This window comes from Rhizobium sp. 01T444 (assembly GCF_056398305.1).
The window spans coordinates 326,791-339,143 of record NZ_JBFTPD010000001.1 but is presented as its reverse complement, the minus strand read 5'-3'; the positions used below and the strand labels follow the sequence as shown (position 1 = coordinate 339,143).

At 62.0% G+C, this 12,353-nt stretch carries 13 protein-coding genes; 3 read left to right on the top strand and 10 right to left on the bottom strand.

The window, feature by feature from the left end; translation table 11 throughout:
* Positions 1–2 precede the first annotated feature (2 nt).
* The 5 genes from AC1DTN_RS01610 to osmF form a co-directional block, all read right to left on the bottom strand.
* Positions 3–398 (bottom strand): VOC family protein, encoded by a 396-nt coding sequence (locus AC1DTN_RS01610; protein WP_029868610.1) that lies wholly within the window; start codon positions 396–398, stop codon positions 3–5.
* Positions 399–447: 49 nt separating this feature from the next.
* Positions 448–1,197 (bottom strand): ABC transporter permease, encoded by a 750-nt coding sequence (locus AC1DTN_RS01605; RefSeq protein ID WP_477919713.1) that lies wholly within the window; start codon positions 1,195–1,197, stop codon positions 448–450.
* Entirely contained in the window at positions 1,194–2,138 is a 945-nt protein-coding gene (locus tag AC1DTN_RS01600) for an ABC transporter ATP-binding protein (RefSeq protein WP_477919712.1), read from the bottom strand. Before AC1DTN_RS01600 ends, AC1DTN_RS01605 begins: the two co-directional genes overlap by 4 nt.
* Positions 2,135–3,301, bottom strand: a complete 1,167-nt coding sequence (locus tag AC1DTN_RS01595) for an ABC transporter permease (protein ID WP_439013997.1) — start codon at positions 3,299–3,301, stop codon at positions 2,135–2,137. Before AC1DTN_RS01595 ends, AC1DTN_RS01600 begins: the two co-directional genes overlap by 4 nt.
* Before the next feature lie 160 nt (positions 3,302–3,461).
* Positions 3,462–4,370 carry a glycine betaine ABC transporter substrate-binding protein OsmF gene (gene osmF, locus AC1DTN_RS01590; RefSeq protein ID WP_439013998.1) on the bottom strand — a complete coding sequence of 303 codons (909 nt, stop codon included), beginning with the start codon at positions 4,368–4,370 and terminating at the stop codon, positions 3,462–3,464.
* A 432-nt stretch (positions 4,371–4,802) separates the two neighbouring features.
* On the opposite strand from osmF, the gene AC1DTN_RS01585 reads away from it, so the two are divergent.
* Entirely contained in the window at positions 4,803–6,017 is a 1,215-nt protein-coding gene (locus AC1DTN_RS01585) for a LysR family transcriptional regulator (protein ID WP_477919709.1), read from the top strand.
* 230 nt (positions 6,018–6,247) lie between these two features.
* On the opposite strand, the gene AC1DTN_RS01580 is transcribed toward AC1DTN_RS01585, so the two are convergent.
* The 3 genes from AC1DTN_RS01580 to AC1DTN_RS01570 form a co-directional block, all read right to left on the bottom strand.
* The gene (locus tag AC1DTN_RS01580; protein ID WP_477919707.1) at positions 6,248–6,391 is read right to left on the bottom strand and encodes a hypothetical protein; all 144 of its coding nucleotides are present in this window, start codon (positions 6,389–6,391) and stop codon (positions 6,248–6,250) included.
* A 75-nt stretch (positions 6,392–6,466) separates the two neighbouring features.
* Entirely contained in the window at positions 6,467–7,456 is a 990-nt protein-coding gene (locus AC1DTN_RS01575; protein ID WP_477919706.1) for an NAD(P)H-quinone oxidoreductase, read from the bottom strand.
* Positions 7,434–8,000 carry a hypothetical protein gene (locus tag AC1DTN_RS01570; RefSeq protein ID WP_477919704.1) on the bottom strand — a complete coding sequence of 189 codons (567 nt, stop codon included), beginning with the start codon at positions 7,998–8,000 and terminating at the stop codon, positions 7,434–7,436. Before AC1DTN_RS01570 ends, AC1DTN_RS01575 begins: the two co-directional genes overlap by 23 nt.
* 409 nt (positions 8,001–8,409) lie before the next feature.
* Between AC1DTN_RS01570 and AC1DTN_RS01565 the strand changes: the two genes are divergently transcribed.
* Both AC1DTN_RS01565 and AC1DTN_RS01560 read left to right on the top strand, forming a co-directional pair.
* Positions 8,410–9,327 carry a LysR family transcriptional regulator gene (locus AC1DTN_RS01565; RefSeq protein WP_477919702.1) on the top strand — a complete coding sequence of 306 codons (918 nt, stop codon included), beginning with the start codon at positions 8,410–8,412 and terminating at the stop codon, positions 9,325–9,327.
* Between the two features lie 243 nt (positions 9,328–9,570).
* The gene (locus AC1DTN_RS01560; protein WP_310379071.1) at positions 9,571–10,293 is read left to right on the top strand and encodes a copper homeostasis protein CutC; all 723 of its coding nucleotides are present in this window, start codon (positions 9,571–9,573) and stop codon (positions 10,291–10,293) included.
* Here AC1DTN_RS01560 and AC1DTN_RS01555 read toward each other — a convergent pair.
* Both AC1DTN_RS01555 and AC1DTN_RS01550 read right to left on the bottom strand, forming a co-directional pair.
* Entirely contained in the window at positions 10,290–11,309 is a 1,020-nt protein-coding gene (locus AC1DTN_RS01555) for a zinc-binding alcohol dehydrogenase family protein (protein ID WP_477919700.1), read from the bottom strand. The genes AC1DTN_RS01560 and AC1DTN_RS01555 overlap by 4 nt on opposite strands.
* Positions 11,310–11,374: 65 nt before the next feature.
* Entirely contained in the window at positions 11,375–12,349 is a 975-nt protein-coding gene (locus tag AC1DTN_RS01550; RefSeq protein ID WP_113322900.1) for an ABC transporter permease, read from the bottom strand.
* Positions 12,350–12,353: the final 4 nt, after the last annotated feature.

The following is a 12,353-nucleotide window of genomic DNA, read 5'->3' as shown; positions in this document are numbered from 1 at the left end:
GTTTATTGAAAACGGCCGTAGCGCTGCAGCACTTCGATCTTGTAGCCGTCTGGGTCGGTGATGAAGAAGAAAAGACCGAACAGCTTGCCGTCGCGGTTGAGTTCCACGAGCTTGCCGGGGTTGAGGCCGAGATCCGTCAGCCGCTTGTGTTCGATTTGCACTTCCTGAACGGAAACAGCGAGATGGCCATAGGCATCGCCGAGATTATAGGGCGCCGTGCGACCCTTGTTGACCGTCAGCTCCAGCTCGAAGCCGGTCTCTTCATTGCTCATATAGATCAGCGTGAAGGTCTCGAAATCGACACGGTCGGCAACCGCGAGCCCGAAGACCTTGCTGTAAAAATCGACCGAACGCGCCTCGTCCAGAACGCGGATCATGGAATGGATCATCTTGGCCAAGGCGGTCTCCCAATCGCTGATATCTCCGGCAGCCTTGGTAGCCGTCCTCTCAAGCCGGACGCGCGCCCATTCTGCGCGTGATGACGCCTTCGAGCATGCCAACGACATCATAGATCAGAACCGCCATCAGGCCGACGATCAGGCCGCCCTGCAGGATGAAGGCGGTGTTGTCGGAGATCAGGCCGGCAATGATGACCTCGCCGAGACCCTTTGCCGCAACCGTCGAGCCGATCGTCGCCGTGCCGATATTGATGACGGTTGCGACCTTCAGCCCTTCGAGGATCAGCGGCAATGCCAGCGGCAGCTCAACCTTGAAGAGACGCTGCGTCCCGTTCATGCCCATCCCGTCGGCAGCATCCAGCACCTGCGGCGACACCTGCTTGAGGCCTGCGACCGTATTTTCGAAAATCGGCAGCAGTCCGTAGAGAAAGAGCGCAATCAGCGTCGGCGCAGCACCAAAACCGGTGGCAGGAACGGCAAGCGCCAGCACCGCCACGGGTGGAAAGGTCTGGCCGGCATTGGCGATGGCGCGCGACAGTGGCAGGAAGTCGGCGCCGCTCGGGCGGGTGACAAAAATGCCGCCAAGCACGGCAAGCACCGCGCTGCCGATAATCGAAATGAAAACCAGTTCCAGGTGCCCGAGCGCCAGCGAAGCGAGGCTGTTCTGCATGTAGACCGGCGGCGCATTGTTGTTGGTCAGCGGCACCAGCATGAAGGAGAGCCACTCGGTCCTGAAGATCAGGATGAGCAGCAGCACCAGTGCCAGCGCGCGAAACAGGTTGGCGACGAGAACCTTCATGCCTTGCGGCCCAGTTCGAGCAACCGACCCATCGAGATAGAACCGACGGGCGCCTTGTTCGCATCCTGCACGGCGGCCTCGTCGACACCCTGCCAGATCATTTCTGCCAGCGCATCGCGAAGACTCAGAGATTGCGCCAGCGAATAGGGCAGGCCCGGCTTGGCCGGCTGCATACTGTCTTTCAACGGCGTCAGCGACATCAGCTTCAGCGCCCGGTCGGATGTGCCGGTCAATTGCTGCACGAAGGGATCGGCCGGTTCCGTCAGGATCTTCTCCGGCGTCGAGCATTGCAGCAGCTTGCCGCCGCTCATGACGGCGATCTGATTGCCGAGATGAAAGGCCTCGTCCATGTCATGCGTGACAAGGACGACCGTGGTGCCGAACTGCTTCTGGATTGCCAGCAGATCGTCCTGCGCCTTGCCGCGGATAACGGGGTCGAGCGCGCCGAAGGGCTCGTCCATCAATAGGAGCTCCGGTTCGGCCGCCAGCGCCCGGGCGACGCCGACGCGCTGCTGCTGGCCACCGGACAGCTGGTGCGGATATTTCTCGGCAAAGATCGCCGGGTCGAGATTGAAGAGGCCGAGCAGTTCCGTCACGCGGCTGCCGATGCGGGCCGTATCCCAGCCGAGAAGCTCCGGCACGGTTGCAATGTTCTGCGCCACCGTCCGGTGCGGAAAGAGGCCGTGGCCCTGGATGGCATAGCCGATCTTGCGGCGAAGCTCGGTCGCTGACACGTCCATGATATCATGGTCGCCGACGAAGATCTGACCCTCGGTGATCGGCACCAGCCGGTTGATCATTCGCATCAGCGTCGACTTGCCGGAGCCCGATGTGCCGACGATGACGGTGATCGAACCCTTCTCGACACTCATGGAGACATTGTCGACGACGGTTGCCGAGCCGTAGCGCTTGGTGACGTTTCTGATCTCGATCTTGCTCATGCGGCTGGCCCCTGAATGCTTTCGATGACCGCATCGAGGATGACGGCCGAGGAGAAGGCGAAGAAAACGGTCGGCACGGCGCCGAGCAGGACGAGGTCCATGGCCGTCTGGCCAAGCCCCTGGAAGATGAAGATGCCGAAGCCGCCGCCGCCGATCAGCGCGGCGATCGTTACCATGCCGATCGCCTGCACCAGCACGATGCGGATGCCGGTGAGGATGACGGGAAAGGCGAGCGGCAGGTCTATGCCGGTGAGAATCTGCCGGCGTGTCAGTCCCATGCCGGCGGCAGCATCACGCACCGACGGATCGACACCTTCGAGGCCGACGACCGTGTTGGCGACGATCGGCAGCAGCGAATAGAGCACGAGCGCAATCAGCGCCGGCGCGGTGCCGATGCCGCGAATGCCGATATCGGCCGCAAGTGGCACGTTTGCAGCGAGATAGCCGAGCGGCAGCATCAGGAGGCCGAAGAGTGCCAGGCTCGGAATGGTCTGGATGAGGCTCAGTGTCCGCAGCACGATGGCGCGCAGCTTCGGCACCCAGAAGCAGAGGATGCCGAGCGGCAGCCCGAGAACGATGGCAATGGCGAGCGAGCCGAATGCCAGCATCAGGTGGGAGACCGCCTCGCTCCAGAACTGGTTTGCCCGGGTCGAAAACTCCCTCAGGATCGAAAGGCTGTCGAGCAGGCCGGACGAGAGAAATATCGCGAGCAAGGCTGTGTAAGCGGCCAGTGCTGCAACACGCATCCACGGTGTCAGCTTTATCTTCACCAGCGCGTCGGAGATGATGAGGCCGATGACGCCGAGGAGCACCCAGAAGCTGCCGCCGGGCGTCATGCGCGCCACGGTGCTGCCTTGTGGCGTTGCAGCCGTCGCCACAAGGCCGATTGCAACAATCAGTGCGGCAAGGCAGAGCGTGCCAAGCGCCAGGCGAATGAAAGCGTTGCGCAGGAAAAGCGTCGCCAAGGCAGTGGCAACAAGGAGGACCATCAGGATGACGACGGAAGGCTGGGGAAGAAGCTGCGTCAGCAGCATCGGCTTGCCGGCGGCGATACGGTTCGCCTTCACATAGATGAAAGGCAGAAGGGCCGTTGCTGCAATGCCGCCTGCCACGAGTACCACGCCGAGCCGGTCCAGCTTGCGGACCGCTAAGGTTTCTTCCATCGATCCTACCCTGTCCGGAAAGTGCCCCGCCCGGATACCGGACGGGGCACTACAGCGCCGCGCGTCTTTTCAGACGCGCAAAGGACGCTGTAGCACTTTAAACTGCTGCCTATTTTTATCCTTAAATCGGCTCCGATTTAAGGAATTGGGCAGCAGGCGATTACTTCAGGAAACCTTTTTCCTTCAGATAGGCTTCGGCAACGGACTTCGCCGGCTCGCCATCGACCTGGATCTTGGCGTTGAGCTTGCGCAGTTCGTCTGCCGTCAGGCTCTGGAAGATCGGAGTAAGGATTTCCTGGATCTTCGGGTTTGCCTGCAGCACGGCCTCGCGGATGATCGGGGTCGGTGCATAGACCTGCTGCACGCTCTTGTCGTCTTCGAGAACGACGAGTTCGGCAGCCTGAATTGCACCGTCAGTACCATAGACCATGGCGGTATTGACGCCGTTGGTCTGGTCGGCCGCAGCCTTGATCGTTGCAGCCGTGTCACCGCCCGAAAGCACGACTTCCTGATCCGGCTTCAGTGTGAAGCCATAGGTGGTCTGGAAGGCAGGCAGGGCGCCGGCGGAGTTCACGAATTCGGCGGAAGCCGCAAGCTTGGCAGCACCGCCACCGGAGACCCACTTGCCGAAGTCGGACAAGGTCTTGAGGTTATTCGGGCCGGCAACGTCACTGCGGACGGCAAGCGCCCAGGTATTGTTGGCGGGCGAGGGCGTCAGCCAGACGATCTTGTTGGCGTCATAGTCCAGCTTCTTCGCCAGCTGGTAACCCTGGTCGAGGTTTTTCCAGGCGGCATCATCGGCCTTGTTGAAGAAGAAACCGGCATTGCCGGTATATTCCGGATAGATGTCGATTTCACCCGCGGTGATCGCCTTGCGCACGACCGGGGTTGCGCCAAGTGCGATGCGGTCCTGCGTCTTGATGCCGTTGGCTTCCAGCGCGAGTGCGATGACGTTGCCGAGCAGCGTGCCTTCCGTGTCGATCTTCGATGAAACGACGACGTCTGCGGCGTGGGCCGCGCCGGCCGCAAAGGCGGCCAGCGAAACGGCAAGTGCGAATTTCTTCAGCATGATTATCCCCTTGGTTGAACACCGTTAAACGTCGCGAAAGCCCCGGACGCGAAGCCTGCGCGCATAAAACCAGCCGGCATGGTCAGCCATCAGGCCATCATGCCGGAAATACGTGCGTCATGGAAATAGTGTGCATGCCCGAAAAATCGATGCCCGAAAATCGAAGCAGCCCCCTCCAGTATTCGCTCTCGCGACGCGATTATGGCGGCGAATGCAGGTCCGTGCGCGGAATTGCATTCCCTTTTCCAAGGCCGGCGCGATTTGTTTTTGTCCCCTTGCGTGTTTCCACGATGTTCCGGTGCTTTCAGTCGGTTCTTTCGCCGCCCGGATTTCTTATTGAGTGAACGATAGCCTGCACCTCTATGGGCAGGGATATCTTTTTTCACGAACACGTCATATCCTCCGCCTTTTCAGTAGTTTCCGGAGAAAGCCTTGCATCTCGGCGCCCTCTTCATCGCAAGCCATGTCCTGTCTTCCGGCTCCATGCGCGAAACTGCGCGTCGCTTCAACATCTCCGCCTCGACCGCGTCGGCAGCGATCGATAACCTGGAGACGGAGCTCGCCCTGAAGCTCGCCGAACGTTCCTCGGGCGAACTGGTCATTCTGCTTGCCGGAGGCAGAGTTCTGGAGGGATTGGCGCCGATCCTTGCCGCAACAGGGCAGCTCGGCGACAAGCTTGGTCATCGTGAACCGGAAGCTTACGGACAATGGGCCGCCCGCATCCCCGTCAAGCTCGTCACCATGGAGCGTTACCTGGAGGTTGCCGATCAGGGCAGCATCAACAGAGCCGCCCGTCGTCTGCGCCTTGGTCAGCCGCAGCTTTCATTGCAGATTGCCAATCTTGAGAAATTCTTTGGAGGCAGACTCTTCGAGCGTCAGGCCCAGGGCTCGGCGCTGACGGAGGAGGGCCGCTTCGCCTATACCGTCTTTTCGACCATCAGCCTCGCCTGGAACGAACTGAAATCCGCTGCGGACGAACGCTATCAGCGCACCGCTCGCTCACTGCGCATCGGTGCCATCATCCCTACGGGCTCGGAAAGCTGGGTTGCGCGCTGCCTGGGTAGCCTCGTTGCCGAGTGGAATGCCAGCCGCAACAAGAATGCTCTATCGCTGGTCTCGATGACTGCCGACGATCTGCGCGAGGCGCTGAAATCCGGGCGCATCGATGTTGCGATCCTCGATTCCGTCTTCGGCCTGGAAAGCTTCCGTCATCGCGAATTGCTGCGCACCGATATGGTGGCTATTGCACCGCCTGACAGCACAGAAGCGACGGCCGCTGACCTCGTCGCCAGCCATCCGATCTGCACGCCGAGCCCGCGCACCGGCATCGGCCATGCCGCCATGACCTTCGGCTATGACCGCACCCTGCATCGCCGCCTCCGCGATCGAGACATCACCGCGGCGGATTCGCTGCCCGTCATCGTCGATCTCGTCGCCAATCACGGCTATGTCTCCTTCCTCGGTCGTGTCAGCGCCATGCCGATTGCCGACCGGGTGCGCATCGTCGAGCTCGCCGAGCCGATGCCGATGTCCTATCACGTGGCCTTCAATCATCGGAAAGCCGCGGCTGACGCTTGTGACCTGCTGATCGCGACCGCGGCAAAAATTGTCCCGGCGCCTGTCGCGCAAAACAAAGCCTTCGCTTAAACAGGCTGCGGCGGGCCACGCCCGATGAAGATGAGCACTACGTCTACGCTATAGCCCTCTAACGCCGCCGATTGTGTGACTTCAGGACAGGAAAGTGCTCGGCACGTTGATTGCTCAGCCCTTGCCTGCCGTTTACGCAGAAGGGCAAAAATGGCAACAACACGAACCAGCTTGATGGAGATCAGGACGCAGATGAAGTGCTGGAAGTCGATCGCGGAGCTGGGCATCCATCAGGCGCCCCCGAGGCCGACGCCGACCATCTCGATCGGCTGGACGACCTTGTCGAACAGTGCTTCGTCCACCTTGCCCGAGGCGAGCCGCCTGTTTGAGCGTGAGGTCATCGGTTCGGTAGCCGGCGTAGAGATGTCCGCCATGACAGAACTCCTGACTGTTGGCGAGGGGTCGCTCACTGCGTTCAAGCATCAGCGACGTACTCTCAAAGCTCATCCTCACGCAGCTACATCCAACACGATCTTCCCGAATCCGCCACCCGCTTCCATATAGCGATGCGCATCGGCTGCCTCGGACAGTGGGAACACTTTGCCGACCAACGGCTTTAGCCGGCCATCGGCGAACATTGGCAGAGCTCCTTGGGCGAAGCGCTGAACCATGGCGCGCTTCTCCACCGCGCTGCGCGACTTCATCACGGTGCCGATAAGGCGCAGGTGATTGTGGAGCAGGAGAGCGAGAGGGATAACGGTATCGTCCTGCCCGCCCAGCAGGCCGACCTGCACGAGACACCCGCCCGGCGCGAGGCTGCGCAGGTTGCGGGCGGGATAGTCGCCACCGACGAAGTCGACGATTACATCGACCCCGCTTCCGCCGGTGGCATCGCGAACGCCCTGCTCGAAGTCCTCCAACCGGTAATCAAACACGGCCTCTGCGCCCAAGCCCAAAACATCAATCCGGCGCTCGGCATTGGCCGTCGCGAAGACCCGGGCACCGAGGGCGTGCGCAATCTCCACGCCGGCGGAACCGATGCCGCCCGCTGCGGCGTGGACGAGCACGGCCAAGCCCTTGGCGGCACCACCAAGATGCACGACGGCCTCCCACGCGGTGACGAACGATTCCATCACCGCCGCCGCCGCGCCGATAAGGTCAAGGCCATCGGGAACACGTACCGCCATGCCGCGGTCGACGCGGGCATATTCGGCATAGGCACCCCCTCCGACGATGGCCATCACGCGCTCGCCGGGGAGGATATCGGCGACATCGCTGCCGACAGCGACCACCTCGCCGGCCACTTCCAGCCCGAGCAGATCGCTCTCGCCATAACTCTGCCTGCCGTAATAGCCCTGGCGTTGAAGAAGGTCGGCGCGATTGACACCGGCTGCCTTCACCTTGACCAGAAGATCACCGGGGCGAGGTTGCGGCATCGGCGCCTCGGCAAGACGGAGAACCTCCGCCTTGCCGAAATCATCGAACGCGATCGCCTTCATTTCGCGGCGACTTGCCGAGCGCCCGGCGGGCGATGCTGGCGGCGAAGAGCGGCGTCTCCCTGCGGTTGTGGTCACCGCCCGCTTCCTGTCGGGCGGCCGCCGCCTGTTCGAAGGTCTGGCCGTGCGCGGCAATGAAGTCCATGAAAACGTCGGTGGGGTGCGAGGTGACGCGATTGGTGTAGCGGCTGCGTCCGCCCTCTATCCCCTCGGCGATCAGCTCCCAGATCACGTTGACCTGTGTGCGCCCGACCGGGGTGAACACGTCCGAGATCGAGTTCATCCGGCAGTAACTCGGCGTTGCTTCCTCGGCGACGTAATGCTGCACGACCAGCGCGGTGCCGATCATCTCGACGTTAATCGACATGGGTCGGCCGTCATCCGTGGTCGTGGTGCCGGCACCGATGTGGTCGGGCGGGCAGCAGCGTAGATATTCGGCTTCCGGCAGGGTGAAGAGCCAGTCGGCAATATCGACCTTGTCCAGCGGGATGTCGATCTCGGCGGAATAGGCGGACAGGGAGAGGATCTTGTCGGTCAGTATCTTCATGGTTTTTCCTTTCGAGTGTCACGGATTAGATGACGACGTTGCTTTCCACGGACGACGAGCCAGCCACACCTCCGGTGCGCGCCACCCTTGCGGCCCGTATCCAGCGACAGTCTCGAACTTTTGATCTGCGAAGCATCCGTTTTTGCCGGTACAATCTGCTATCCGGACCGTTTCGTGAAAATTATACGTTCGTGTTAGGTCAGTAATTCAGAGTCAAATCGAACATACCTATGTATATATCGCAGTCCCACGCCTTCATGAGACGCGCGGGGCCTTCGACGAGATTTACCTTGTTTTGGTCACGTCGAATGCTGTTGAACTCGCCGACCTCACGATGGGGATTGTGCGTCTATTGAAAGACAGCGATAAGCCGTAGCCTGCTGCAAACGGCTTTGCCTGGATCGCAAAGATGAGACCCCATTTCGCCGTGTTCCTGTCAACTTTCGTCGATGTCGTTAGGGCGGGGAGCTTTTCCGGCGCCGCCCGTCGGCGCGCGGTGACGCCTTCGGCGATCGTGCGCCAGATCGACACGCTGGAGGAGGATCTGGGCGTTGCCCTGCTGGTCCGCTCGACCCGCGCCCTCACGCTCACGGATGCCGGCCGGCGGCTGCACGAACGGGCCCTGCTGCTTCTTGACGAACTGACCGACACCCACGCAGAGATCGCCGCCTTCGACGGTTCCGTCTCCGGCACACTCCGGATCGCCTGCTTCCCGACCTTTGGCAAGCGCTATGTCTTGCCGGTCGTCGCAGCGCTGCAAACTGAGCACCCCGCGCTCAAGGTCGAGCTCGACCTGACGGAGCGGCTGGCCGATCCGGTTCTCGAGCGTCTCGACGTGGTCATCCGCATGGGGGCGCTGGCCGATAGCACGCTGATCGCCACGAGGCTTGCGCCTCTGACCCGACTGTTGGTCGCAAGCCCGGCCTATCTGGCACGGGCGGGTGTGCCCGATAGCGTCGCCGATCTCTCATCGCACCGTTTGATCGACAAGCTGCATGGCGCTGATCTTCTGGGTTGGCGGGACCTGCTCGACGGCCCGGCGGGCCATGCGGGGAACGGTATGGTGACGTTCCGTTCAGACGATTTCGAAGCCCTGCGCGCGGCGGCCCAGGAGGGGCTGGGGATCGCATTCCTGTCGAGCTGGGTCGTCGGACCGGACGTCAAGGCAGGGAGACTGGTCCGGTTGCGGCCGGGCGATGAACCCTGGAACGCTGCGCCGGCCGGGATCTACCTCCTGCGCGCCCTGCCGCAGGCGAGTGCCAAGGTGCGAGCCTTCACCGAGGCGCTGCGGACGTCAATCGGAAGTCCACCAATCTGGGAACCATGATTTGGCGCGTCTTTGTAGAACAGCAATCATCGGCATGCGCGGACCCAATCGGGGTTTGAGGGTTGTTTACGCTATTCGACAATCAATGTGTTGCTGACTCACCATAGCCCTACGCCGCCGCGCCTGACGTTACGATGGGGAGCGTCAGAAGGGGGGAAAGGCGGCTATCGGTGGTAAGCCGTTCGTGAAATGGGCTGCATGGGCTACTTTGGCCGAAATGGCGGAACGAGAAGGATTCGGGATATGACGGTTTTGCTGGAAGTATGCGTCGATAGCGCTCAGGGCCTTGTGGCTGCAATCGAGGGCGGTGCTGGCCGCATCGAGCTCTGCTCGGCGCTGGAGCTTGGCGGGCTGACGCCATTGCCGAGCCTGATGCGAATTGCCGCCGAAGCGCCGATCCCCGTCTATGCAATGATCCGCCCGCATGCCGGCCCCTTCATCTTCGATGCGACGGACGAAAAGGCGATGCTTGCCGATATCGATGCTGTCAGGGCCGCTGGCCTTGCCGGCGTCGTCATCGGCGCCAACCGACTGGACGGCACGCTCGACATGCCGCTCATTCATCGCCTGAAGGCCCATGCGTCCGGCCTCGGCTCGACGCTGCATCGCGCTTTCGATCTCGTGCCGGATCCGGATGCCGCGCTGGAACAGGCGGTCGAGCTTGGCTGCGAGCGCATCCTCACCTCAGGCTGCGTGCCGAAGGCGATGGACGGGCTAGAAACGCTGAAGCGTATCTCCGTCAAGGCTGCCGGCCGCATCTCCATCATGCCGGGCAGTGGCGTGCGACCGGCCAATGTCGTCGAGATCCTGCGGGCAACAGGCGCGCACGAAGTTCACGGCTCCTGCAGTTCTGCCGTTGCCAGCGCCGATCCGCGCGCCGTCTCTTTCGGCTTCGATGTGCCGAGCTCGAACCGCACCGATGTCGCGGTCGTCAGGCAGATGCGCGCTGCGGTCGACGCGGCTTAAGCGGCGACCTTGATGACGGCCTTGATGAGGCCGCTCTTCTCATGCGCCCAGCGGGCGAGATCGCGCGGCGCATCGGCAAGCGTCGTGCGATGGGTGATCAGCTTGTCGACCGGAACGAGACCCTTGGCGATCGAATCCGCGACATGTTCGAAGTCGACGCGCGTCGCATTGCGGCTGCCGATGACCATCATTTCCCGCTTGTGGAATTCCGGATCGGAGAAGCGGATATCGTCTTTCACGACGCTGACCAGCACCAGGGCGCCGCCATGGGCGACAAAGCTGAAGGCCTTCTCTATCGAAGGTCCAAAGCCTGTCGCGTCAAAGACGACGTCAAAACCATCGCCGTCCGTCCTGGCCTTCACGGCATCGGCTGTCCCATCATTGGCGACGATCCCTGATGTAAAGCCGAAGCGCTCCGACGCCATCTGCAGCCGTTCCGCACTTGTATCCAGCAGCGTCACGTCATGACCAGCAATACGCGAGAAGATTGCCGCGCCTAGGCCGATCGGACCTGCGCCGATGACAAGCGAGCGGGAACCTGCAGGCGCCATGGATCGGCGTACCGCATGCGCCCCAATGGCCAGGAATTCGACGGTCGCCGCGGCCTCGAGGCTGAGGCCGTTGGCGGCATAGAGATTGCCCGCGGGCACTACGATTTCCTCGCAGAAAGCACCATCCGTATGGACGCCGAGAACCTTGATATTGGTGCAGCAATTGGGCTTGCCCTGCCGGCAGGCGACACAGCTTCCGCAGGAGAGATAGGGATTGACGATGACGGGCGTACCGACGGCCATCGCCACCCCGTCGCCGGTCTCCAGCACCGTCGCTGAGATCTCATGTCCCATGACGCGCGGATATTCGAGAAAGGGGTGCTTGCCTTCGAAGATATGATAGTCCGTGCCGCAGATGCCGACATGGCTGACGGCAAGCCGTACCCAGCCGGTATCAGGTTTTTCGGGGGAGGGGCGCTCGACGAGATCGAGGACACCGGGTTCGCGGCAAAGGACAGCTTTCATGACAGTTCTCGCATTGCTGAAAAGAAGAAAGCCGGCCTTTGGGCCGGCTTCGTTTTGCATCTCGCTCAGCCCGTCCGGCGCCGGCGAAGCTGGTCGAAGTAGACGATGACGATGATCAGCAGGCCGGTGATGATGCGCTGCCAGAACGAGTTGACGTTCAGGAGATTTGCGCCGTTGTTGATCGTCGCCAGAATGAAGGCGCCGATCAGCGGACCGTGCACGGAGCCGACGGCTCCGAAGAGCGACGTGCCGCCGATGACCGAGGAGGCGATCGCCTGCAGTTCCCAGCCGTCGGCCTGTGTCGCGTTACCGATGGCGATACGCGAGGCAAGCAGCACGCCGACGAAAGCCGCAAACGAAGCCGAAAGGATATAGGCGAGGTAGATCATCCCCTTGACGTTGACGCCGGAAAGGCGCGCCGCTTCGGCATTCGAGCCGACGGCGAAGAGATAGCGGCCCCAGCGGCTCAGATGCAGGAAGACGAAGGAGGGGATCGCAACCAGGATGACCATCCAGAACAGGCTTGGGACGCCAAGGAAATCGGCGCGGGCGAAGTTGCTGAAGCCCTCGTCGGTGATGCTGATCGTAGAGCCGTTGGTGATCAGCAGGCCAATGCCACGCAGCGATGTCAGCGTCGCCAGCGTGATGATGAACGGCGGCAGGCCCATATGCACGATGCCGAAGCCATGGAAGGAGCCGATCGCGACACCGATTGCCAGCGTCAGCAAGATTGCCGCCCAGAGCGGTACGCCCGCCTGCAGCAGCCAGGCGATGATGACCGTGCAGAAGCCGACGATTGCGCCGACAGAAAGGTCGATGCCGGCGGTGATGATGACGAAGGTCTGGCCGAGCGCCAGGATCGCCGTCATCGCGCCTTGGCGCAGCAGGTTGGAGATGTTGAGCGGCGTCCAGAAGCTGGCTGTCGAGAAGCCGAGCACGACCCAGAGGAAGATCAGCAACCCGATCAGCGTCAGGCCGAACAGGATGTTCATCTTCCGGCGCGGCGGCGGCGCGACGATTTCGGTGGGGGTTACAGTCATGAAT